We start from the raw sequence: 23852 nt of genomic DNA on the forward strand, positions 1-23852 counted from the left end.
CACCTCCTGTTATTTACATGCAGTTCCACAACTGCTTTTCTGAAACAAACGCTCCCATTCCAGACTGGCCATAATGAACGGGCCTACCGCCTTCGCATCATTAGAACGTATTTTTTCAGTTATATAATAATTATAATCTCCGGTACGATACACCGGCTTGCCTCCCAAACCGGCAACGGCACACCCTTTAGTGATAGAAACCACACCTTTATTGTCCACTTCTATGAATTGGGTCAGAAGCCCTTCATACCCTTTCTTGGCCACTTCCATGTACGAAGGACAGATATACCCCTTACGCAACGCCTTCAACAGAGTGTATACAAACATGGTAGAACAAGAGGATTCCAGATAATTTCCTTCATCCCCGCTTCTGTCAATCACCTGATACCAGACTCCTGTTGCAGGATCCTGGGTACGTTTAATCTGGGCAGCCAGTTTATTCAATATTTCGATAACCGACTCACGTCCGGCTTCGTGTTCCGGTATAAAGTCGAGCACATCCACACAAGCCATCGCGTACCATCCCATGGCACGTCCCCAGCAATGCTGTGACCATCCGGTAGTCTTGTCCGCCCACTTTTCACGCTTGCTCACATCACATGCATGACGGTATAAATCAGTCTTCGGATCATAATTATGGCGGGCCACTGTGACGAACTGATTGATAATATCAGCATAATCATTCACACGGTTGTTACGGTAAGCATACTCCGCATAGAACGGTTGTCCCATATAAAGCCCGTCCAGCCACATCTGGTTCTCATAAATCTTCTTGTGCCAGAAACCGCCATCGGCGTTACGGGGATGCGTATCCAACTGACTGCGCAATAAATCCAATGCTTTTTTGTATTTCTCGTCCTTAGTCTGCTCGTAAATACGGAAAAGCATCTTGCCGGAATTCAGACGGTCAATGTTATATTCCTCCAGTTTATAAGTTTCGATAGAACCATCCTGATGAATCATCGTATCGGCATAAGCCACCGCATAATCAAAAAATTTCTTATCACCGTATGCATCATATACATCCAGCATAGCTTGAAGTTCCAAGCCATGACAGTAATCCCACTTCAGACGGGTCTGAAAATCCAACTGCCAGGATTCGGGACAACGTACCATCTCTGATTCCGCCATACGTACAGACCAAGGCTTATTACCACAAACCTGCTGAGCCATACCCATCAAGGGTGCAGCCACAAACAAACCGGACACAATAATTTTACAAATAGAATTCTTTTTCATGAAGACGTTTATTTTTAGTATTAGACCTATTTCATTCAGGAAACAAAAGTAGCATTTTCCTTGAAAAACGGTGTGCACTTTTCAACCTACTAAGTGTATTATTTGGTATTCGTGTGCGGGAACAGTTATTTTTGTGCACGATAACGATAAAAATCGTTCAAAAATTGCCTTTTTACTAATTATTATGCCTTTCAGGTTTGATAAGTTGAGAAAAGGTTTTATTTTTGGGGCAGTTTTTAATTTATACTATTGTAGAAAACACAGTCATTTACTATTAATTCACAAGAGAATGGAACAAGTTTTTAGTTATATCATCGGTTTAGGAGCAGCGGTGATGATGCCTATAATTTTTACAATCTTAGGCGTTTGTATCGGGATCAAATTCAGCAAGGCATTAAAAAGCGGTCTGCTGGTAGGGGTTGGTTTCGTTGGTTTATCAGTAGTCACTGCACTTCTGACCAGCAGTTTGGGTCCGGCCTTAAGCAAGGTGGTCGAAATATATGGCCTGCAACTGAAAGTTTTTGATATGGGATGGCCTGCTGCGGCAGCCGTGGCCTATAACACTTCTGTGGGTGCATTCATCATTCCGGTATGTCTGGCTGTCAATATCTTAATGTTATTGACAAAAACCACCCGTACGGTTAACATTGATTTATGGAACTATTGGCATTTCGCTTTCATCGGAGCCGTAGTTTATTTTGCGACAGATAATATCTGGTGGGGCTTCTTTGCGGCCGTTATCTGTTATATCATCACATTAATTCTGGCAGATTACACAGCAGACAAATTCCAAGGTTTCTATGATAAAATGGAAGGGATTTCCATTCCGCAGCCTTTTTGTGCGGGCTTCGTACCATTTGCTCTCATTATAAATAAGGTACTGGACAAAATTCCCGGATTTGAAAAGCTGAACATTGACGCAGAAGGTATGAAGAAGAAATTCGGTTTGTTAGGCGAACCCCTTTTCTTAGGTATTCTGGTAGGATGTGGCATCGGTGCATTATCTTGCAAGAACGGGCAAGAAATAATAGACAAGATTCCTTATATTCTAGGTTTAGGTATCAAGATGGGAGCGGTAATGGAGCTGATCCCCCGTATTACCAGCCTGTTCATCGAAGGGTTGAAGCCCATTTCGGACGCTACCCGTGAACTGATTGCCAAAAAGTTCAAAGGCGCCGTAGGTTTGAATATCGGAATGAGTCCCGCCTTGGTGATCGGACATCCGGCTACCTTAGTTGTATCTTTGTTGTTAATCCCTGTAACCATCTTATTGGCAGTGGTGCTTCCGGGCAATGAGTTCCTGCCATTGGCTTCATTAGCAGGTATGTTCTATGTATTTCCATTGGTATTACCTATCACCAAAGGAAATGTGGTAAAGACCTTCATCATTGGTTTTGTAGTGCTGGCCATCGGTCTGTATTTTGTAACCGACCTGGCACCTTACTTTACCCAAGCAGCTCACGATGTATATACCAAGACACAAGATGCCGCCGTAAACATCCCGTCAGGTTTTGAAGGCGGTGCGCTGGATTTCGCTTCAAGTCCTTTCTCATGGGCTATCTTCCATTTGACTTATTCATTCAAATGGATCGGTTCCGGAATTTTGGTACTGATTACACTTTTCTTAATGGTGCTGAACCGTCGTTCCATCATTAAATACCAGAGAACAATGAAAAATTAAAATTTAAAGATAATCATTATGAAAAAATTAGCGATTGCAATGATGCTGAGTGTTTCTGCCCTGGCAGCTTCAGCTCAAGTGAATTACAAAGTACAGACCGCTTGCCATCCGCAAGATGTAAAACACTATAACACAGAACGTCTGCGTAGTTCTTTTATGATGGAAAAGGTGATGGCACCGGATGAAATCAATGTTACATACACCCTTTACGACCGTCTTATCTACGGAGGAGCCATGCCGGTGAACAAAGTGCTGAAACTGGAGACTTTCCGCGAACTGGGTCCGGAAATCACTTACTTCCTTGAACGCCGCGAACTAGGTGTTATCAATGTAGGTGGTGATGGCGTGGTTACGGTAGACGGTAAGGAATATCCTATGAAATATAAGGAAGCACTCTATGTAGGTTGCGGCAATAAAGAAGTGACTTTCAAGAGCAATGACGCTGCCAAACCGGCCAAATTCTATATCAATTCGGCACCGGCTTACAAACCATACGTTACCCAGTTGATCACTACCGACGCCAAGCTTCAAAAAGCAAATTCCAAACAATATGCTTTGGCTATTTCGGATCATTATGGAAAGATGGAAGACAGCAACGACCGTATTGTAAACCAGTTAATTGTAAAAGATGTACTGGAAAGAGTGAAAAACGGTGGTACCAACCAATTGCAGATGGGACTTACCGAACTGGCTCCGGGTTCTGTATGGAACACCATGCCGGCCCATACACATACCCGCCGCATGGAAGCTTATTTCTATTTCAACCTGCCCGAAGGAAATGCCATTTGCCACCTGATGGGCGAACCGCAAGAAGAGCGTCTGGTATGGTTGCACAATGAACAAGCCATCACTTCTCCCGAATGGTCTATCCATGCCGCCGCAGGTACCAGCAACTATACCTTTATCTGGGGTATGGGAGGTGAGAACCTGAAATACAGTGACAAGGATGAAATAAAATACACGGATATGAAATAAGCAAAATGGTGCACACCATTGCTCATTAACTCTTATCATTCTGAATGTTGCAAGAAATCACCTTGTTTTCAGGCTTTTTGCAACATTCGGAATGATTTTTTTAGAAATCCCACCATTGATACCGATTTATACAGGCTTTCCGCCAATTTTTACATTGTGAATAGGTACAGAATGGTTATTTTTACGTCTCATAAGAAAAACATAATTAAATCTATTATCATGAGTACATTTCAAAAAGTAGGTGGAAAGATGACAAGCTTCAGATGGATCATTTGTGGTTTGCTATTCTTTGCCACTACAGTCAATTATCTCGACCGTCAGGTGCTTTCATTAACCTGGAAAGATTTCATTGCTCCGGAATTTCACTGGACGGATTCAAATTACGGAGATATCACAGCCATTTTCTCAATAGTATATGCCATAGCCAACCTGTTTGCCGGCCGTTTCATCGACTGGATGGGTACTAAGAAAGGTTATCTTTGGGCTATTGCCGTATGGTCTGCCGGAGCTTGCCTTCATGCATTATGCGGCTGGGCTACCGAAGAGACATTAGGCATTCATAATGCAGAAGAAATGATTTCGGCAACAGGTGCCGTCGCTTCAACCATTGCCATTACCAGTGTGTACTATTTCATTGCCGCCCGAATTGTATTGGGAGTAGGTGAAGCAGGAAACTTCCCTGCTGCCATCAAAGTTACCGCCGAATACTTTCCCAAGAAAGACCGTGCATTCTCCACTTCCATTTTCAATGCGGGTTCTACTGTAGGCGCCTTGGCCGCTCCAATCACGATTCCTCCTTTGGCACGTTATTTCCAAAGCATCGGTGTAGGTAACGGATGGGAAATGGCTTTCATCGTTATCGGTGGTTTAGGCTTCATTTGGATGGGACTTTGGATGTTCCTCTACAAGAAACCAAATGCCAACCCTCGCGTGAATGCTGCCGAATTGGAGTATATCGAACAAGACAACAACAATCCTGAAGAATCCGCAGAACAGCAAGCTGCCGCCAATGACTTTGACAACAAGAAGATTTCATTCTTGAGATGTTTCAAATTTCCCCAGACATGGGCCGTATTTGTCGGCAAATTCATGACCGATGGGGTATGGTGGTTCTTCCTGTTCTGGACTCCGGCATATATTTCGGATGTATATGGCTTCGCCTCAGATACAACGACTGCACAAATGTTGATTTTCGTGTTATATGCCATCACCATGCTGTCTATTTACGGTGGTAAGCTGCCTACGATCATCATTAACAAAACAGGTAAGAATCCGTATGCAGCCCGTATGCAAGCCATGTTTATCTTTGCCTTGTTCCCATTACTGGCGTTGTTTGCCCAGCCGTTAGGCAATTATTCCTATTGGTATCCTATCATTATTATCGGTATTGCAGGTGCGGCACACCAGTCATGGTCTGCCAATATTTACTCTGTAGTAGGAGATATGTTCCCCAAAAGCACCATCGCCACTATCGTAGGTATCGGTGGTATGGCAGGCGGTATCGGTTCTTTCTGTATCAATATGGGCTCCGGCAGACTGTTCGACTATGCAGCAGAAACGAATATGACCTTTATGGGATTTGAAGGAAAACCTGCCGGCTACTTCATCATATTCTGTGTATGTGCCGTAGCTTATCTGATCGGCTGGATTATCATGAAAGCATTGGTTCCCAAATATAAACCGGTAGATGCATAAGCATCATTAAAAAGATTCACCACAGATTACACATACGGGTATTCTGTGGTGAATTGTTTAGTTTTAGTGTTGCAGGCAAGATTGTGTAACCAACGGTACGAACCGATTATTTATCTATCTACATAATATAGGTTCTATCCAATAATTTCTCTGCCCAAGTGTGTTCCGACACTATCCACTGGGCATCTTTTTCTGTATGCGGCTGCTGAAACATAGCATCTAATAATCCTTGATATTGGTGAAGAAGACCTACAGCGTCCATTTGCTTATTCTCTCTGAGCAACAATAGAATCTTCATTTTACAGATATTCAAATTGGTAACTTTGGAAATTTCATCCGCCTTATTCAAATAAGACTCACATTCCTTGTTCGCTTCCGGTGTGTTCGAGAGTTTCATAATACTACGAGCCACCATCAAGTAATCATCCGAGCAAGCCATGCCATTATCTATATTCTTCATAGCCAACCGTCTCGACTCCTTATAGTTTTTATTATAGTCTTGCATTGCAGCTTCATAACTCACCACACCCGATATTTTCTTCAAATAATTCCGGTCCTCATCCAATATCGGCGCAGTTCCCATTCTGTCCAACCTCTTGGACAAAGAACCATACGCCCCATACTTGGACAAAGCCTCCACATCTTTTTGAGTCCTGTAAAAGGTCTCTATTTTTGTCAATGCGGAAACTAATGCTTCCCGGTTTTTACCCATCAGACTCATAAAACTTATAGCGGCTTTATCTGCTTCCTTTTCTTGTTTTTCTGTATAATCCAGCCCCATGCGGTTCATTATATGATCATTCACCAATGCCTGTACAATATCATTCGTAATAAATATCAATCCGGGTTCATAATAATCATAGCGTTCATACAAATATTCTTCCGTTGCGGCTACCACTCCATCCATTACGGCACCCCAAAACTCAGCTCGTTTGGCACGGGCTATATTCTTGTTCACTGTGATAATGGCATGATCTAATACATAATGTGCTACTTCACGGGAAAGCATGGCATATAATTCCTCTTCCGTATCCAGCGTTGTCAACATACCGGTCGAAACCAGCAAGCAATTATTAGCCAGCATCAGCATATCAGGCGTTGGAGACTTCAAGATACGAATTTGTGGTATCCCCTCCCGGTTTACAGCCATCTGATCGGGAGCAATAGACAATAACAGACACTGTAGATAATCCTCTACTGCCGCATCCTCATAAAATAGGTTAGACTGCTCCAATTCTTTCAAATAATCATTCGCTTCCTGTGCCTGATCTTTACGCATCGCTTCCTGATACCCTTTCTTCTCATAATAAGAAATCAAGTCATTGGAAAGTTGCCTGCTTTGCCAGAACGAATTTTTATCATCCGGTTGAAAAGCAACGATATTAAGCATATTCATCGGTAATCCTAATTGCATGCCATCGGCTACCAATACAGCCTGTGTCCGGGACATTCCCTGTTCGGGAGCTTTCTTCAACTTAACAACTTGTTGCAAAACAAACGGAGTTCCTTTTTTAATATTTTGGTATTCTGTTTTAAAAACACCTTTGATATTTACTATAGGACTCAATTGCTTACTTTGCGAAAACATAATTCCGCATCCAATGCATAAAAATGTAAGAAAAAGAATGAATCGTTTCATAGTGCCTTATTTTTTTATATTACAAAAATAAGGAGGGAAAAAGATACGTTAAAAGGAAAAGCCCTATATCTGAATAGGGATTTTCCTAATAAATGGTTTCCAACAAACAATGATAGATAGGATTATGATTCAATAACTCAGGTACTCCGGTGATGAAAAGCTGTTTGCGGGCACGGGTCAAGGCCACATTCAGCTTACGGTCAATCTGCACGCCGTCCTCTTCTGTCAGATTGGGAAGAAACCTTAATTGATAGAGGTGATTCACACAAAAAGAGTAAATAATGACATCTCGTTCACTACCCTGATACCGTTCCACCGTATCAATGGAAATCTCATTCAGAGCCGGAATACCCAATGTCTGAAGTTCCTTACGTATCAAAGCTATCTGACTTCGATAAGGAGTAATAACTCCCAATGTGCGGTTCGGATTGAAAGTCTCTTTATAAAGAAGATATACCTCCCTGACCAGATCGGTGACAATCCTCGCCTCATGCCTGTTTGTCTTTCCGGAGATACTTTCCAAATCCTGCTCCGAAGGAATAAACCGTACCGGAGTTTCTATGTGCTCCAACTGATGAGGTAATCCCAAAGCCTCCAATTTTCCGGCATAAAATGCTTTATTCGGGAAAAAAGCTACTCCCGGATGCATACGTCCCTGACGGCAAAGCATATCTACCGCTTGAGGAGATTTTTCTTTCAGCTGGAAACGATAAAGCCGCTCAAACAGAGAATCTTTTAAATTAAAAAGTCCGGCTTCCCTAAGTCCCTCATCATGCACTTCAGACTGTCCGCTGTTCTGCAAAATGACGGCAGGCAACTGTTTATGATCACCTATCAGGATAAATTTACCCACTGCATTTCTTTCATCAGCAAACCTGGCACACAAAATGCCCAACAATTGGGGTTCCAATATCTGGGTAGCCTCATCCACTATGGCTACATCAAAACGCTTCAATTTAAACAGTTCGGCTTTCGCTGCAATAGAAGCCACGGTACCGACATACACCCTGCAATCTGTCATACGGATATTCACCTCCCGCCTGCTGTTACATTCCGCCAATATATTCTCCAACAGATGCCCTCTAAAACGTACATCACAGGAAAGTTCGCTTCCCACCCGTATATAATCTATACCGGGAGTGATAGAGGACAGTGACTGACAAATTTCATCAACAGCCCGGTTGGTATAAGCCAGTAACAATATCTGCATAGATGATGCCGCATAGAAATGTTCCACCATTCTACGCAACGCTCTTGAAGTCTTTCCTGTTCCGGGAGGTCCCACCAGAAGAAAATAATCACGGGCCGCCTCAGCTTTCAACGCCACCCTCTCAAAATCATCATCGGTCAGCGCTATAGCTTCATCAAAAGATGAATCAAAGCGGGGAGGCCGTTGTCCCAGCAATAATTCCCGTCTTTCCGCATTCGCATCCAGAAAAGCGGAGAGTCCCAAATACATACTGCGAAATGTAGTATCCATCGTATCATGTTCTACAGCATAACGGCTTTCCGGAGGAAAAACAGAAGCATTACGTTGAGTGGCACGTAAACGGATACGCAATTCTGTATCTGTAATCTGCTCAATGTTACCCTTAAAAACCATTTTATTGGTCACATTATCCAAGTCATTATTACGCTCATACAACACAACCACATCTCCTGTACGGAAATTGGGAAGGAACATTTCATCATATTGCGGAATAGACAAAAGTATATAAGCCTTATGAGCCTGTGATGCCCTATTTTCCATTATCTGCAAATCATATAATATCTCCCCCGCCTCACGTTTCTCATCCAGTGTACTCAGCCAAAGAGCTGAAGCCCCTGCACGTCCTTCATAATCTACATCTCCCGATTTGGAGGTATAAAGTTCTTTTGTAATGAAATTATAAAGCGTATAAAAATAGGCCTGCTCCAAAGGTTCCAACGCCGACAGTTTCTCCCGAAAACGCGAGATAGAAGGCTTCAAATATTGTTCCCAAAATCTGCCGCGCAGTTTTCTTTCATTCATCACCTCCGGATTGATTTGTGCCAACAAGTTGCGTGTAAAATCAGGATGATTATGGAATTGTACCCCATACTCGGCAGCAACAATACGGTTACGCAAGTTGATCACCCGCCTTACCTGAGCCCACGATGCCCTGGCCGGATACAATAAAGGATAACGGGTATAAAGCAAATAGGGATGCATACGTCGCCGGTCCTGTCCCATGCTATATTCCAACACTGCCATATATAGCAGCATCTGAACCTTATTGTTTTCCTTGGGTTCCACTTTTCCCGGCATGGAGAATTCATCCGCTTTTCCCGATTTCATTTCGATGAAGCTGCTCATATCCCGCTGCATATAGTCCAAACGCCCCTGAATGCCCAATGCTTCACAAATATAAGACGGTTCCAGCACAGCGTCCTTTTTATTCAAATCATAGCCCGGTTCCAGAAAAGTATGTTGTACCATATCCCGTATATGCTCAAAATGCATCCGGCAATCCTTGGCAAACTCTTTCTCTTTGGACGGGTCACGAAGTTCGGCACAAGCGGCCAGTTCGATGGGATACTGCCGGAATGCCTTCTTCATACAGTCTATATAGTCCGGCTCCTCCTCCCCTGCATGTATCCATTCATCCAAAAAAAGATTGGCTATATTTCCCAGCAACAAAGGCCGGGCATTATCAATCGGCACCAGCCGGCTCAAAAAATAGTTTGCCGGATGGCTGCCATAATCCTTGTAACATTCCGCCAGTGTGCTGATATCTATCAAATAATCCGGTTCCAATACAATAAAAGAAGGGGTATAAATTCCTTCCCTATCTACAGAAACATCCAGCAGATTAAGCTGGGCATACCGCCACAGTTCCTTTATGGTTTCTTCAAATTCATGATTTATACCGAGTTTATTATAAACCACCCGTATAGGTTCATCAGCTATTACATCTACAGGATGTACATACAAATAGGTATCATCGGCATAATCAAAGCATACACGGATGCGGCGGATGTATTCCATCTTTTCTCTTTTCCCTGAAGATGCTATTTCCTGCTTGGGAAGAACCGAGAACAGCTTCAATGGAATATCTTGTGCAAACATCTTCCTATATGCGTATGCCACTGCACGCAAATCACGGAGGAACTCTTCTTTTACAGGAGACTTACGATGGTTCAAAATATCATTGGAGGTCAGGCGAAAAGTATGTAACTGATTCTGCTCTTTCAGATCCAGCCCATATTGAGTGGCTACATAATTAATACGGGCGGCCAAATCAGTGGTCTGCAAACTATTTCCCTGCATCCGTTCACGCACCACACGCTCCAATGATTCACGCAATTGTCTGTAACGGCGTCCCAATGACTGGTTTTCATCTATATAAAGCCTGTATAACTCTTCGTAATACTCTTCTATCTCTTCATTCATGCCGTAAAGATACACAATTTATTATTTATAGAATAGCGGCATGAAGAATAGGATGGTTAAGACTGAATAAGACATTGGGACGGTATTCCTCAAAAAACGCTATTGATTTACCATAGGAAGTTCCAGCCATCCGGTAGAAATATAGTTCTTGCTTGAATCTACCGCAATTAATACCTGGTCATTATCCCGGTTATAACTGCCGTCATAAGTAAAAGGAGTAATTTTACTGTCAAACTCTCCTATAAAAGAAAGTCTTCCATCCTTAGGACTATACCACCATACTTTCTTTTTTGCACCACTGATTTTAGTCAAGTCAACAGACATCGGGTTTCCGGAGTAATTATAGACTAACAAATAATCCTTTCCGCGAGTCGCAATGGCTCTGTCATAACGATTCCCATTCGTTCCGGCAATGACACTTTGATCCGGCACACGGTCAAAATAAGGGAAGGTCAACATCAGATTCTTCAAATATTTCATCTGATTGAAGCCGGGATCCTGCATCGCTTTGTACCAAGGTTTCTCTATTCCATCGGCTCCATACCCACCGGGTGTACCCGGTTTCAAGAACTGCATGATATTATTATGTCCGTATGTATGTCCGCAAGAACCCGCAAAGACAGACCAATATCCATAGCGTCTCACATCACAGTCACGCCAGCGTGGCTGGGCAGGATCATGCAATCCCTGAGGAATACCTTCATAGCTGGGTTCTGCATCCAGCACAGGCTTCAGTGGAGTCATGGACAAAGCATCTTCTACATAACGCCAATTGTCTTCCTCCAATCCCGTAACAGAAGTATCACCATCTCCTTTTTTCTGGCCATAACGTCTGTGCCCGCTCTGGAACATATTCATATCCATCCACTCCTTATTATTCAGATGGGTAGCACTGGATGTACGGCCAAACGGATGAAAGGTCATGATATGATTCTTGTCCACAGCAAGAATACTATTCGCCAACGCCTCCCAAATCTCAGTATTCCGGTCAGCATAAGTATCTCCACCGATTACCCAAATGATATTAGGAGCATCTTTATATCGTTCACCTAAAAATCGGCCATACGCCTTGGCCTCTTCAACATTCATCTTTCCGGAACGCACAAGACCTCCCCAGATACATACCATCGCGATATAAATGCCGTTCTGCTCAGCTTTCTGAATAATATAATCCATGTGGTCCCAATACCCATAAACTCCTTTTCTGTCTATATTCTTAAAATTGAAACCATCTATCATGGAATACTGACCATAAAAATTCATGGCAGGCACTCCATTGATAGTCTGTACTTGTACCACATTGAAACCTGCGTGGCGGCAATGCTCCAAATAATAGCCGGCCTCATCCCGATTCAACTTCTCGGGCAATAACCACCCTGTATCTCCCAGCCAGAAAAAAGGAGTTCCGTCCGCATTCATCAGGTAACGATTCTCACTACTTACTTTTAACTGGCCGTGACTCCAAGGCTTATAAACCGGCGACTTGCTCTGTGCTACTGCCGAAAGCAACCCTCCTTCCACCATCAGAAGAAGGAATAATAATACTAGATTTTTGTTTTTCATGTGTGCATTCATCTTATAAATTTCAAAAGCCCAAAGTAACTTATTCAAGCAGACAATTCTGGGTAATAACTAGTCTTTTTGAGGGAATCTTTTAGCTTCCTCCGCTTTCAAGTTCAACAAAACTGATTCGGGAACTTTTAGGATAGTGCCATGCTTATGTCCTTGGGGAATAGAAATCTGATCGTCAATGGGAGTAAAGTTCTTGAAGTCTTTTGTAGACACGGCTCCAAACCGTCCTTCCCGATAAACATCAAAATAAATCAACCATTCATCACCTACTTTCACGGCACACGGACCTTCCGAATAAGTCGGTGCAAATTTTGCTGACGGATCAGCATAAGGCCCTTCTGCCGATGGTCCGGATACACAGAACAAATCACTGTAACCAGGCTTGCGATTGTCTTTTATAATTAATACGTAGTCGTTTTTATCACGCTTTACGATAAATCCGTCAATCGAATTAAATCCCGGATCATAAAACGACTTTGCCGGAGTAAACGTTTGGAAATCCTTGGTCGTGGTATAATAGGCACGGTGACTTTTATTAGCTCCCAAACTATCGGCTGCCGTATATCTCTCTACCGGAATGGCAGAGGACCAGGCAACAATGAACTGTCCCTTTTCATCATCATAGAAAACTTCCGGTGCCCACACATTGTTAGTCAAAGAGTCTTTCATCACTTTGATTTCGCGTTGTTCGCTCCAATGAATCAAGTCTTTAGAACTGGCATAACCAAATCCTTGTTCTCCATTCCAACTGATTGTCCACACCAGATGGAAAGTTCCATCCGGACCTTGGGTCATGGACGGATCACGCATCATCGAATTCGGAGCGTATTTCTGTTCTTCGGTCTGTTTGGTGAAATAATTATAATAAGGAGTCTTATTTCCTATTTCCGGTTTCAGCCATGAACCTGCGATGCTATCCCAATGATAACCGTCATAGCTGTAAAGATAATGTAACCCGTCCAATGCCGGTTCACGATGAGAAGTGAAGATATAGACTTCCTTTTCGGGTTTTGTACAAGCTGTAAAAGCCAGTAAGGCAAATACGAAAGAAAAAAATAATTTCATAGCATGCTGTTTTATTTATTATGATTTCATTATTTGAAAAGACGGAGTTACAACGGATATGTACTCTATTTTTCCCTCCTAATTAAAGCACCCTTCTTTAAATGAAACGATTGCACAAAAATATCAGTTCATTGCACAAGATTAATTCATCATCCACCATTTTTGAATAACACAAACACAATATCATCTTTCACATTCATCAAAAAGCTCTACTTTTGTAGTAGGAAAATTCCATCAAAGCATCCGGATACCCTTATAATATGAAAAATAACAACCCTATTATGACACATTTAAACCCCATCGTTATTTGCAGTGCCATGTTGCCACTAACAACCCTTGCGCAACAACGCCCGAACATTATTTATATCATGACCGACCAACAAACCGCTACAGCCATGAGTTGCGCCGGAAATGCCGACCTACACACCCCACACATGGACAAACTGGCAGAACGGGGAGTACGTTTTGAAAACGCTTATTGTTCACTGCCTCTCAGCGGTCCGTCCCGGGCTTCCATGTTCACCGGCTATACCCCGACAGAAGTGGGACTGGAAGAAAACGAGACGCCCATGCCGGACGCCCTTCGCACCGAAACACTGGGAACATTACTCAGTACCGCCGGATATCAATGTGCCTATGCCGGCAAATGGCATGTCAACACCAATTCTTTACCTGACAAGGTGGCTTTCGGATTCGAAAACCTGCATGGACATAATGATTTCGGACTGGCCGAAGCATGTGTTTCGTTTCTGCAACGCAAACCCGACAAGCCGTTCTTCCTGGTAGCCTCTTTTGATAACCCACATAACATTTGCGAATATGCCCGGCACCAGAACCCGCCATTTGCCAATTTCCAAGAACCGGCTTTGGAAAATTGCCCGGGATTACCGGCCAATTTCGCCATCAACCCTTATGACGCCGATGCACTGGCATTCGAAAAACAGCGCAACCACCGACTCTACCCTACGACTCATTACACTCCCGATAACTGGCGGCGTTATCGCAATGCTTATTATCGGCTGATAGAAACAGTAGATGCAGAAATAGGAAAAATAATGAAAGAGCTGGACAATCAGCAACTATGGGATAATACAGTCGTTATCTTTACCAGTGACCACGGAGACGGATGCGGCGCACATCAATGGAATCAAAAGACTGCATTATATGAAGAAGTGATCAACGTCCCGTTTATCGTATGTCTTCCTCAAGGCAAGAATGCCGGAAAAGTACTGCCTCAATTAATCAACAATGGTGTGGATTTCATGCCAAGCATCTGCGACTGGGCAGGAATCGACGTTCCTCAGGGAAGAAACGGTGTCAGCTTTCGTACCCTGGTGGAAAAAGGGAATGAACTGGAAGCACACAGACCGTATGTGGTGACAGAAACCAATTTTGCACAAACGGCAGGCACACTGGGATGGATGGTACGTACCGACCGATATAAATACGTACTGTACGACACAGGACGCAACCGCGAACAACTGTATGATATGGAGAATGACAGAGGAGAAATGCGTAATCTTGCCATTGAGAAAAAATACAAGGAAACAGTGAAAAAACATCGCTGGCTATTAAATGAATGGATGGAAAGACATCACTCTAAAGCAACCCGTTTCAAAGCTAAATATATCCCGGAATAACCTCCACGGCAAAAGCGGAACTGATAAAAAAGCCCCATTTCATCGAATTCTTGCACAAATATAAAACAGCATAAAACAAAAATGATATAAAACTCTCCATTTTCAAACAAAACAAAAACAAGAGAGAAAGACGCTTTTGCAGACCTTACTTATATTTGCAGCACCAGAAAACAAGACTTTCAGCACGTTTATTAACTGTTAAATACTATATATCAATGAAAAAGACCTTTTACTTAGCGTTACTATGGAGCCTGTTCCTCCTTGGAGCAAACGCACAGGCCACTATCAAACTGACGGAGACCACGCTGATGCATGAAATGCGCGCCACTCCCTATCCGCTAGATAAAGCTGTAGTGGCAGACCGTGCCGTGTCTTTCCAATGGCCTCTTCGTGCGGACATGAATGTGCAAGAGAGCCCACTAGATGGATTCGAAGATAAAATAAAGAAAATAGACAAAGCCCAAATAGCTTATATGTTACGCTATTCGCAAGACGCGGATTTCAAGAAAGGAACCGTACAAGTACAGACACGCTGGCCGTTCTTCAACCCGGAAAAACCACTTGCAGCAGGTGTATGGTACTGGCAATTCGGATATCTCGAAAACGGACAAGTCCAATGGGGAAGCATCCAGCAACTCACCGTGGAAAACAATCCAGACAAGTTCTGCCCCCCTTCTTTAAAAACGGTTCTTGGCAATGTTCCCAAAACGCATCCGCGTGTATGGATAATGAAAGACGAATGGAAAGAGTTCATCAAACGCAGCCATTCCATACCAGAGCGCCAATGGTATCTGGAACGTGCCGAAACGACCCTTACCACTCCCATGAAGTCAGTAAAAGACATCAATACCAGTCAGGTGAAGAATCTGGACAACGAGATGAAAAGAAAATCCTATCTCACCCGCGAAAGCCGCCGCATCATCGACAAAGAAGAGGCGAACTCCGAAGTATTGATACGTGCCTATCTGCTTACACAAGACAAGAAATATGCCGATGAAGCCATTAAACGTGTTCTGACCATGGCAGATTGGAACAAAGATAAAAATGTAATGGGAGATTTCAATGATGCCACTTTGCTGTCTCTCTGCTCCATGGCCTACGACTCTTTCCATAATCTGCTGACTCCACAGCAAAAAAACATACTGCTGGATGCAATTAAGGAGAAAGGGGAGAAAATGTATCAGCATTACAACAATCATCTGGAAAATCATATCGCCGACAATCACGTATGGCAAATGACCCTGCGCATCCTTACCATGGCAGCATTCAGCGTATATGGAGAACTGCCCGAAGCCGACACATGGGTGGATTATTGCTACAATATATGGCTGGCACGCTTTCCGGGCCTGAACAAAGACGGCGGGTGGCACAATGGCGACTCTTATTTCACGGTAAACACCCGTACATTGATAGAAGTACCTTACTATTTCGGCAAGCTGACCGGATTCGACTATTTCTCAGACCCATGGTATGAAGGCAACATCATGTACACCATGTTTCAGCAACCTCCATTTTCCAAATCGGGAGGTAACGGCAGTTCCCACCAGAACGTGGGACGCCCCAACAGTATCCGCATCGGCTATCTCGACGCATTGGCACGCCTCACCGGCAATACCTATGCCGCCGATTTCGTACGCCGCACCCTGAAAGTAGAACCCGATTATATGAAAAAAGCATTACTGGCCAAACCCGGCGACCTGGCCTGGTTCCGCCTGCAATGCAACAAACCTCTGCCTGAAGGAGAAGGACTGACTGCACTGCCTCCCGGCTACGTATTCCCCGAAACAGGACTCGCATCTTTCCTCACCAATTGGGATAGAGTGGGAAGCAATGCCATGTGGAGTTTCCGTTCCAGCCCATACGGCTCTACTTCGCACGCCCTTGCCAATCAAAATGCATTCAACACCTTTTTCGGAGGCAAGCCACTATTCTATAGTAGCGGACACCACATTGAGTTCACCGATGCACACAGTATGTATTGCCATCGCGGAACACGTGGACATAACACCATTCTGGTGAACGGTATGGGACAACGCATCGGCACCGAAGGGTATGGATGGATTCCCCGTTACTACGTCAGCGACAAAATAGGTTATGTAGTGGGGGATGCTTCCAATGCTTACGGAAAAGTGATTTCTCCACTATGGCTGAAGCGCGGTGAACTGTCCGATGTGCATTATACACCGGAAAACGGCTGGGACGAGAATAAGCTGAAGACTTTCCGCCGTCACATTGTCAATTTGGGAAAGACCGGCTACATTTTCATTTATGATGAACTGGAAGCCACCGAACCTGTAAACTGGAATTATCTGCTGCATACCACAGCCAACCCGATGACCGTAAACGAAGAGAAAGCGTATGTGCATATACAAGCCACCAACCGGGGAGGAGCATCGGACGCTTACCTTTTCTCTACCGGAGCCTTGAAAACGGAAACGACCGACCAGTTCTTTTATCCCGCAGTGAACTGGCTGCGTGCGGATGACAAAGGGGTATTCAAACCCTACGCCAACCACTGGCATTTCACCGCCACCTCGGAAAAAGCACAGGTCTATCGTTTCGCCACCATCATCAATACCCATGCCCTGAAGTACCCGGCCAAAGCACCGGAAATCCTTTCGGACGGACGCATCAAGGCAGGCGGATGGCTCATTAAAGTGAATATTTCGGCAGAGGGTGTGCCAATGTTCTTCATCCGTAACACGAAAAAAGAAGATCCCGTCAGTATCAGCTACAAAGGGGGAGCCACTCTCATCAACGAAAATGATTATGAAACGACACTGACCGATGTAGTACCTGATTTAGAAATCTAATAACGAAGAATATGAACATAAAACAATATCTGCTGATGGGAATACTGGCGATAAGCTGTCCGACCGCTTTCGCCACTCCACCCCAAGATGTCAAAAAGGCGCAACAGCAAAAAAACGAGACACAAGGTCAACGTCCTGTCCGGATACAAACTTCGGCACGTCCCGAACAGACCGCTGTGTACAAACCTGCCGGCAACAAGCAAGCAGCCACAGCCCAACAAGCAATCACAAAGGGCAAAAAGGGAAAAGAGAAAAAAGCAGTGTCTGCTGCAAACTCCTCCCCCAAAGACGCCACAAAGAAGATAAGGAAAACACCCGAAGCAAATCGCTACATTGCAATCAAGAATAACCTCGCCTACCAAGGGGTAGCTGTGTCCAATCTGGCGGTAGAGGTACAGTGCAGCGAGCACCTATCAGTGGAACTTCCACTGATATGGAGCTTCTGGGATATGGAACAGGAACATGGTATCCGTACTTTCGCCCTACAACCCGAAGCACGTTGGTGGACAGGCAATGAAGTGGGACGGGGACATTTTTTCGGCGTCCATGCCCATGCGGCCTGGTTCAACGTGAAGTGGAATGACAACCGTTACCAAAGCAACAGCCGTCCGTTGCTGGGAGCCGGCATCAGTTATGGGTACAAACTGCCGTTTGGCGAACATTGGGGAGCGGAATTTTCATTGGGAGCCGGATATGCCAATATGAAATACGATACCTATTATAATATAGACAACGGAGCGAAAATAGACACGCGCATCCGCAACTATTGGGGTATCACACGTCTGGGATTGTCACTTGTTTACCGTCTTTAAAGCCTTGAAATTATGAAGAAGAATATACAACCATATTATACATCCCCGTTCAGGCAGTTGCTTTGCCTGTTGCTGCTGCCACTGGCACTGAGCGGTTGCTTGTTCGAAGAACCGGAAATGACCGCCAACGGCGAACTGGGGGTTGACCCCACCGAAGTAAGCGTCACGGTAGACATTACACTGGATATGAAGCTGACCGAACTGGAAACAGCCCGTCTTCGTGCCCGCGCCGCCACCGGAGGGGATGCCGCCTACCGCCACCGGTTCATTGTAGAAGCCTATATGGACGATATGGCAACTATCCGCCGGGTGGTGTACGAAGACATACGTCCCGACCGTACCCATCTCAGTGTACCCGTCAGCATGAAACTGCATGCGCGCAACTACCGCCTCATGGTATGGGCCGACTATGTAAAAGCCGGCAGCGAGGCCGACTGGTTTTACAATACCGAAATCATGGACCCGCTTATCGCTACCGAGCCTTATCAGGCAAATTCGGAATACAAAGATGCCTTCCACACTGTGCAAACACTGGATTTGAGCAAGTATCGTGACCAATGGAACGCCAAAGTTCCCGTCAAACTGGAACTCGTCCGTCCCGTGGCACGCTATGAACTCGTGGCGACAGACGCAGCAGCCTTTCTGAAGAGACATGCGGGAACAGAGGGCAATTTCACCGCCCGGGTGAAATACAGCCACTACCTGCCCGTAGGTTTTGACGCTCTGAGTGCAGTCCCCCGCCATTCACTGATGTATATGTCTTACAAGAAAACATTTGCCCTGCCTGCCGAAGGAACAAAGAATTTTACAGTAGGTGTGGACTATGTATTCATAGGAGATGAAAAAAAAGAGATTCCCATTGAAGTGGAGATAACCGATCCGCAAGGTGTTACCGTGGCACGTACCATACTATTGGTACCTTGCCAGAAAGGCAAGCAAACCACCGTGCGCGACAATTTCCTGACCGCCGATCCATCCACCGCCGATGAGGGAGTAGGCATAGACCCCGACTTTGACGACGAAATGGACATGGAAGTGGGAGTTATGTAAAACACCAGACAATCAATCAAATAAAATAGAAAACTTAATACTTAAATTTACAACATCATGAAAAAGAACTTTTTGTATTCAATGGTGGCATTGTTCGTATGCTTGTTCACAGCATGCAGCCAAGAAGAAATTGTGTCCCAAGCCGGACAAAACGACAGCAAAGTGAGATTATCTGTAAAAGTACCGGCAGCCGGTCCCATTGCCCGTGCGGCACTCGATATAGAGGGATATACCATGCAGTGTATCATGGAACTGGTTAATACAAACGGAGAAGTCATAGCCGACAGCCGACAGGCAGTAACAGTAAGCAATGGTGCAGCCCACTTTGAGTTTGACAAACCAAGCGAAGAATACACTTGCTTGTTTTGGGCGGAATATCTGAAAGAGGGCAAGTCTTTCTACAAGACCTCCGCAGGACTGACCAAAATCTCTTATGACGGAAACAAAAAGAATGAACTGTTCAACAATACGGCAGCCGATGCGTTCTGCGGCAAGCTTGCTTCCAGCAATATTGCAGCCAATGTCAATGTTATCTTGAAACGTCCGTTCGCCAGAATAGCCGTTTCCAAAAACGACTTTGCCACTTTAGGTACAGGCCTTAACCAATGTACGGCAAGTATCTTCTCGGGTACCGATTTTAATGTATTTACAGGAACTGTAGCCAGCACAGTAAATATCAAGAACACAGAAATTGAAAATCAAGCGACGCCTATCAGCATTGACGCCAACAGTGAATATCCTTTCTTCTGTTATGTTTTTATTGGTGAAGCTATCGCCAAACCCTCCAGTATCATATTCTCCAACAGTGAAAATTCCGATTCCAAAAAGACATTAAACATCACTGCCGAACAAATGAAGACCATGAGCAGCAATACCGCTGTCAACCTGAAACCGGAAACCGGTGGCGACAACCAAGACAAAATCAATGTAGATATTACCATCGAAAACGGGTTTGAAAACGGAGGCGGCGGTACAGGTACCGATACTCCCACTGATCCCGAAACTCCCGTAGCTGTAGAAGTGGGCGATTACCTGTATGCCGATGGAACTTGGGGCAAAACAGCAGAGAATGCCGTAGCGGTGGTATTCGCTTTAGCAGAAAATGACGCCACGACTAACTATGCAAACATCACTTTCCCCAATAATAAGATTAACGGCTGGGCGGTATCCATCAACCAAACAGCCAAAACCGCATGGACATCTGACGTATTGACCACACCGATAGAGGGTATGGTATCCTCTGCAAGCCAGGACGATATTTTGGGATATAAAAACACAAAAGCCGCCGGTAATCAGCTTGCTATAAGCGCATACAATGAATGGGCAACAGTAACAAACACGAGCGGATGGTATATTCCGGCTATCGGACAGCTAGCCATATTGGTAGAAAATGCAACAACAATCAATACCCGATTGGCAGCCATTACAGATGCACAGCAGATCCCTCCTACAGGAACCAACAGCAATATGAATTTCTGGTCCAGCACATTTAATGACGGGACAGGTGAGGCTACAAAAATATATCAGTACCAATATAAGAGTACAGATCTAACATTTACAGCCAGAAGTGAAAAGCCCAGCAACAGTGCCGGTGTCATCCGCCCCATCCTGACATTCTAACCCATCTATCGTCACCTTCACACAGGCCGTATCCGCCATCGTCCATCGGCCATCCGGTTTCAGCCTGCATGAAGGTGACGTTGTTATCATATAACCCACTACACATGAAAAGCCTATCCACCCTCCTCATACTGACCGTCACGCTCGCCATCATCGCCTGCTCGGACAATGCCCCCATCACCCCCGTTCCCGATGAACAATCTCCGGAAAGCACCCTTCCTGACGCTTATCATGACAAGGTGCGCACGCAGCCTTATCCCAAAACAGACAATGAGATATACCTCAATCCGGCACCGTTCATCGTCCCGAAAGAGATGAAACAGGCAGAACGGCTACAATTCAATGTATCACGCGACACGCAATTTTCCGGACCGGAAACCATCCTGTCCGAAGCACGTCCGTGGTGTATGTTCAACCCACACCGCACCTTGGAGACAGGCCTGTGGTACTGGCGCTTCCGCTCCGTCACTTCCTCCGGACAACCCGGAGCATGGAGCGACACCTACTCGTTTGAAGTCAAAGACGAGACACCTCGTTTCGTGACTCCTCCCTTCGCCGATTTTCTGGGCAATGCACCTCGCATACATCCGCGCCTCTACGCTTTTCTGGACGACAAGATAGAAGCCGCACGCAAGCGCGTCACCTCACACCCCGAATACGGACAGCTCACAGCACTGGCCGCCACGGCACTGAAAGCGGACTTTTCCGCCCCTTACAACCAGACTGCCGACTTGCGCCTCTACACCGATTACCTGTATCAAGCCTGGCATCTCACCCTCCGCACAGCATACCGTAACAAGCTGCACGATATACTGAGCACCCTGTTGCAAACCCCTCCTACCGAAGCGCAGCTCTTCGCTACAAATTTCGGTGCCACAGATATCGCTTCGGCCTACCTGACCTGCTACGACGCACTCTACAACAAATTGTCCGCCACCGAACGCGCCGCTACCGAGAAACAACTCATGCGTGTGGCAGAAAAATATTATCCGCAACATTGCGGCATCCAGGAGAACCACATATTCGACAACCACTTCTGGCAACAAAATATGCGCGTGCTGTTCCAGATAGCCTATTTATTATATGACAAGGTTAACTATTCGGGGAAGGCTATCGAAATGCTTGAGTATTACTACGAGCTGTGGACAGCACGCGCTCCCGCATCCGGCTTCAACCGTGACGGAGTGTGGCACAATGGCACAGGATACTTCATCAACAATGTGCGCACGCTCCAGTACCTCCCTCTTCTATATTCTTATATCGCCCGCAAAGATTTCCTGCAACATCCGTGGTACCGGAACGCAGGACGTTCACTGGTCTATACCTGGCCACCCGAATCGCGCAGCCTCGGATTTGGCGACGGCAGCGAGAAATACGACAGTCCACAACGCCAACGTGCCGCCTTCGCCGACTTTCTGGCACGCGAGACCGGAGATTCCTATGCCGGATGGTATGCCGCACAATGCACCAAATCCTTGCAACGCGATCCCGAAATGCGTTTCTACCGCATGGCGGCCAACCGCACCTACGAAACACAACTTCCGGCCTCAACCGAAAAAATGATCTGGTACAAAGATGCCGGTGAAGTGGTGATGCATTCCAACCTGGCGGATACAAACCACAACCTGTCATTGGCATTCCGTTCCAGTACATTTGCCTCCGGTAGCCACACCACCGCCTGTCAGAACAGTTTCAACCTGCTTTTTAAAGGAACTGACGTTTACCGCAGTTCGGGATACTACCTTAATTTCTCGGACGCGCACAATCTGATGTCCTACCGCCATACCCGCGCGCACAATACCATCTTGGTAAACGGCATCGGACAACCCTACTCCATGAAAGGCTATGGCAATATCGTCCGCGCCATGGGAGGCAACCACATATCCTATTGTTTGGGAGACGCCTCGAATGCCTATTCGGGCATCACGGATGACCCGATGTGGACTTCCGCTTTCGCTGCGGCAGGTATCAGCCAGACACCCGAGTATGGATTCGGTGTGACTCCGCTCACCCGATACCGCCGCCATGTGCTGATGCTTCACCCTGACATCCTTGTGATTTATGATGAGCTGGAAGCCGCCTCCCCTGTACGTTGGAGCTGGCTGCTGCACAGCCCCACCCGCTTCGAGCTGAATGAAGCGGAACAGCTAATGGGCACGCGCAACGACGAAAAAGGATTTATTGCCGTAACCGGACTCTTCAGCAGCCATCCCTATACGGCTACCCAGACCGATGCGTTTACGGTGCCACCCACCCCTACGCCCAACCCTGCCTACCCCAACCAGTGGCACTTTACGGCAGAAACATCCGCCTGTGCCGCCAACCGTTACCTGGCCATCATCCAAGTAAAAGGCACTGACCAGACCGCGCATGCCATCCGCCGCAACGGTGATACCTTCACCATAGGCCGATGGAGCGTGGAAGCTACATTAGACACCTCCCGGCCGGCCTCACTCGTAGTGCGTAACAGCGACCTGCCTGCCACGTTCAGTTACGGCGCAGAGCACCCCACTCCAGGTGGAGAAATATACATCCGCCGCTACCCGCAGTCCTCCGTGCTCTATGATGAAAAGGACGGTATCTATCACATCATGGAAGAAACCGATCGTCCGGCTATTTCCAGCAGAACCGCTCTATAG

14 protein-coding genes are annotated in these 23852 nt (G+C 45.5%); 9 read left to right on the forward strand and 5 right to left on the reverse strand.

Features of this window, described 5'->3' with window-relative positions; translation table 11 throughout:
• Positions 1-9 precede the first annotated feature (9 nt).
• Complete coding sequence (locus ACYQ0C_RS17430; protein ID WP_016277728.1) at positions 10-1239, reverse strand: glycoside hydrolase family 88/105 protein; 1230 nt, start codon at positions 1237-1239, stop codon at positions 10-12.
• Between the two features lie 289 nt (positions 1240-1528).
• Between ACYQ0C_RS17430 and ACYQ0C_RS17435 the strand changes: the two genes are divergently transcribed.
• The 3 genes from ACYQ0C_RS17435 (at position 1529) to ACYQ0C_RS17445 (ending at position 5590) form a co-directional block, all read left to right on the forward strand.
• Positions 1529-2920 carry a PTS galactitol transporter subunit IIC gene (locus ACYQ0C_RS17435; protein WP_016277729.1) on the forward strand — a complete coding sequence of 464 codons (1392 nt, stop codon included), beginning with the start codon at positions 1529-1531 and terminating at the stop codon, positions 2918-2920.
• Positions 2921-2938: 18 nt separating this feature from the next.
• Positions 2939-3895 carry a 5-dehydro-4-deoxy-D-glucuronate isomerase gene (kduI, locus tag ACYQ0C_RS17440; RefSeq protein WP_025076659.1) on the forward strand — a complete coding sequence of 319 codons (957 nt, stop codon included), beginning with the start codon at positions 2939-2941 and terminating at the stop codon, positions 3893-3895.
• Positions 3896-4114: 219 nt separating this feature from the next.
• Positions 4115-5590, forward strand: coding sequence for an MFS transporter (locus ACYQ0C_RS17445; RefSeq protein WP_016277731.1), 1476 nt, complete (start codon positions 4115-4117; stop codon positions 5588-5590).
• A 118-nt stretch (positions 5591-5708) separates the two neighbouring features.
• Here ACYQ0C_RS17445 and ACYQ0C_RS17450 read toward each other — a convergent pair whose 3' ends face one another.
• The 4 genes from ACYQ0C_RS17450 to ACYQ0C_RS17465 form a co-directional block, all read right to left on the reverse strand.
• On the reverse strand, positions 5709-7229 hold the full coding sequence (locus ACYQ0C_RS17450; protein ID WP_016277732.1) for a M48 family metalloprotease: 1521 nt from the start codon (positions 7227-7229) through the stop codon (positions 5709-5711).
• An 85-nt stretch (positions 7230-7314) separates the two neighbouring features.
• Positions 7315-10641, reverse strand: a complete 3327-nt coding sequence (locus tag ACYQ0C_RS17455) for a DEAD/DEAH box helicase (protein ID WP_032942051.1) — start codon at positions 10639-10641, stop codon at positions 7315-7317.
• Between the two features lie 99 nt (positions 10642-10740).
• Entirely contained in the window at positions 10741-12204 is a 1464-nt protein-coding gene (locus ACYQ0C_RS17460; RefSeq protein ID WP_016277734.1) for a glycoside hydrolase family 140 protein, read from the reverse strand.
• A 69-nt stretch (positions 12205-12273) separates the two neighbouring features.
• Positions 12274-13278: a glycoside hydrolase family 43 protein gene (locus ACYQ0C_RS17465; protein WP_016277735.1), complete on the reverse strand. Its 1005-nt coding sequence runs from the start codon at positions 13276-13278 to the stop codon at positions 12274-12276.
• A gap of 281 nt (positions 13279-13559) precedes the next feature.
• Here ACYQ0C_RS17465 and ACYQ0C_RS17470 point away from each other — a divergent pair, with 281 nt between their 5' ends.
• The 6 genes from ACYQ0C_RS17470 (at position 13560) to ACYQ0C_RS17495 (ending at position 23852) form a co-directional block, all read left to right on the forward strand.
• On the forward strand, positions 13560-14918 hold the full coding sequence (locus ACYQ0C_RS17470; protein WP_016277736.1) for a sulfatase family protein: 1359 nt from the start codon (positions 13560-13562) through the stop codon (positions 14916-14918).
• 215 nt (positions 14919-15133) lie between these two features.
• Positions 15134-17731 carry a DUF4962 domain-containing protein gene (locus ACYQ0C_RS17475; protein ID WP_016277737.1) on the forward strand — a complete coding sequence of 866 codons (2598 nt, stop codon included), beginning with the start codon at positions 15134-15136 and terminating at the stop codon, positions 17729-17731.
• An 11-nt stretch (positions 17732-17742) separates the two neighbouring features.
• A complete protein-coding gene (locus ACYQ0C_RS17480; protein ID WP_016277738.1) occupies positions 17743-18543 on the forward strand; it encodes a DUF3575 domain-containing protein in 801 nt (266 codons plus the stop codon).
• A gap of 12 nt (positions 18544-18555) precedes the next feature.
• Positions 18556-19593, forward strand: a complete 1038-nt coding sequence (locus ACYQ0C_RS17485) for a DUF6562 domain-containing protein (protein ID WP_016277739.1) — start codon at positions 18556-18558, stop codon at positions 19591-19593.
• 57 nt (positions 19594-19650) lie between these two features.
• Positions 19651-21213, forward strand: coding sequence for a DUF6562 domain-containing protein (locus tag ACYQ0C_RS17490; RefSeq protein WP_016277740.1), 1563 nt, complete (start codon positions 19651-19653; stop codon positions 21211-21213).
• Positions 21214-21317: 104 nt separating this feature from the next.
• Positions 21318-23852 carry a DUF4962 domain-containing protein gene (locus ACYQ0C_RS17495; RefSeq protein WP_016277741.1) on the forward strand — a complete coding sequence of 845 codons (2535 nt, stop codon included), beginning with the start codon at positions 21318-21320 and terminating at the stop codon, positions 23850-23852.

It is taken from the genome of Phocaeicola sartorii JCM 17136 = DSM 21941, from assembly GCF_054653615.1.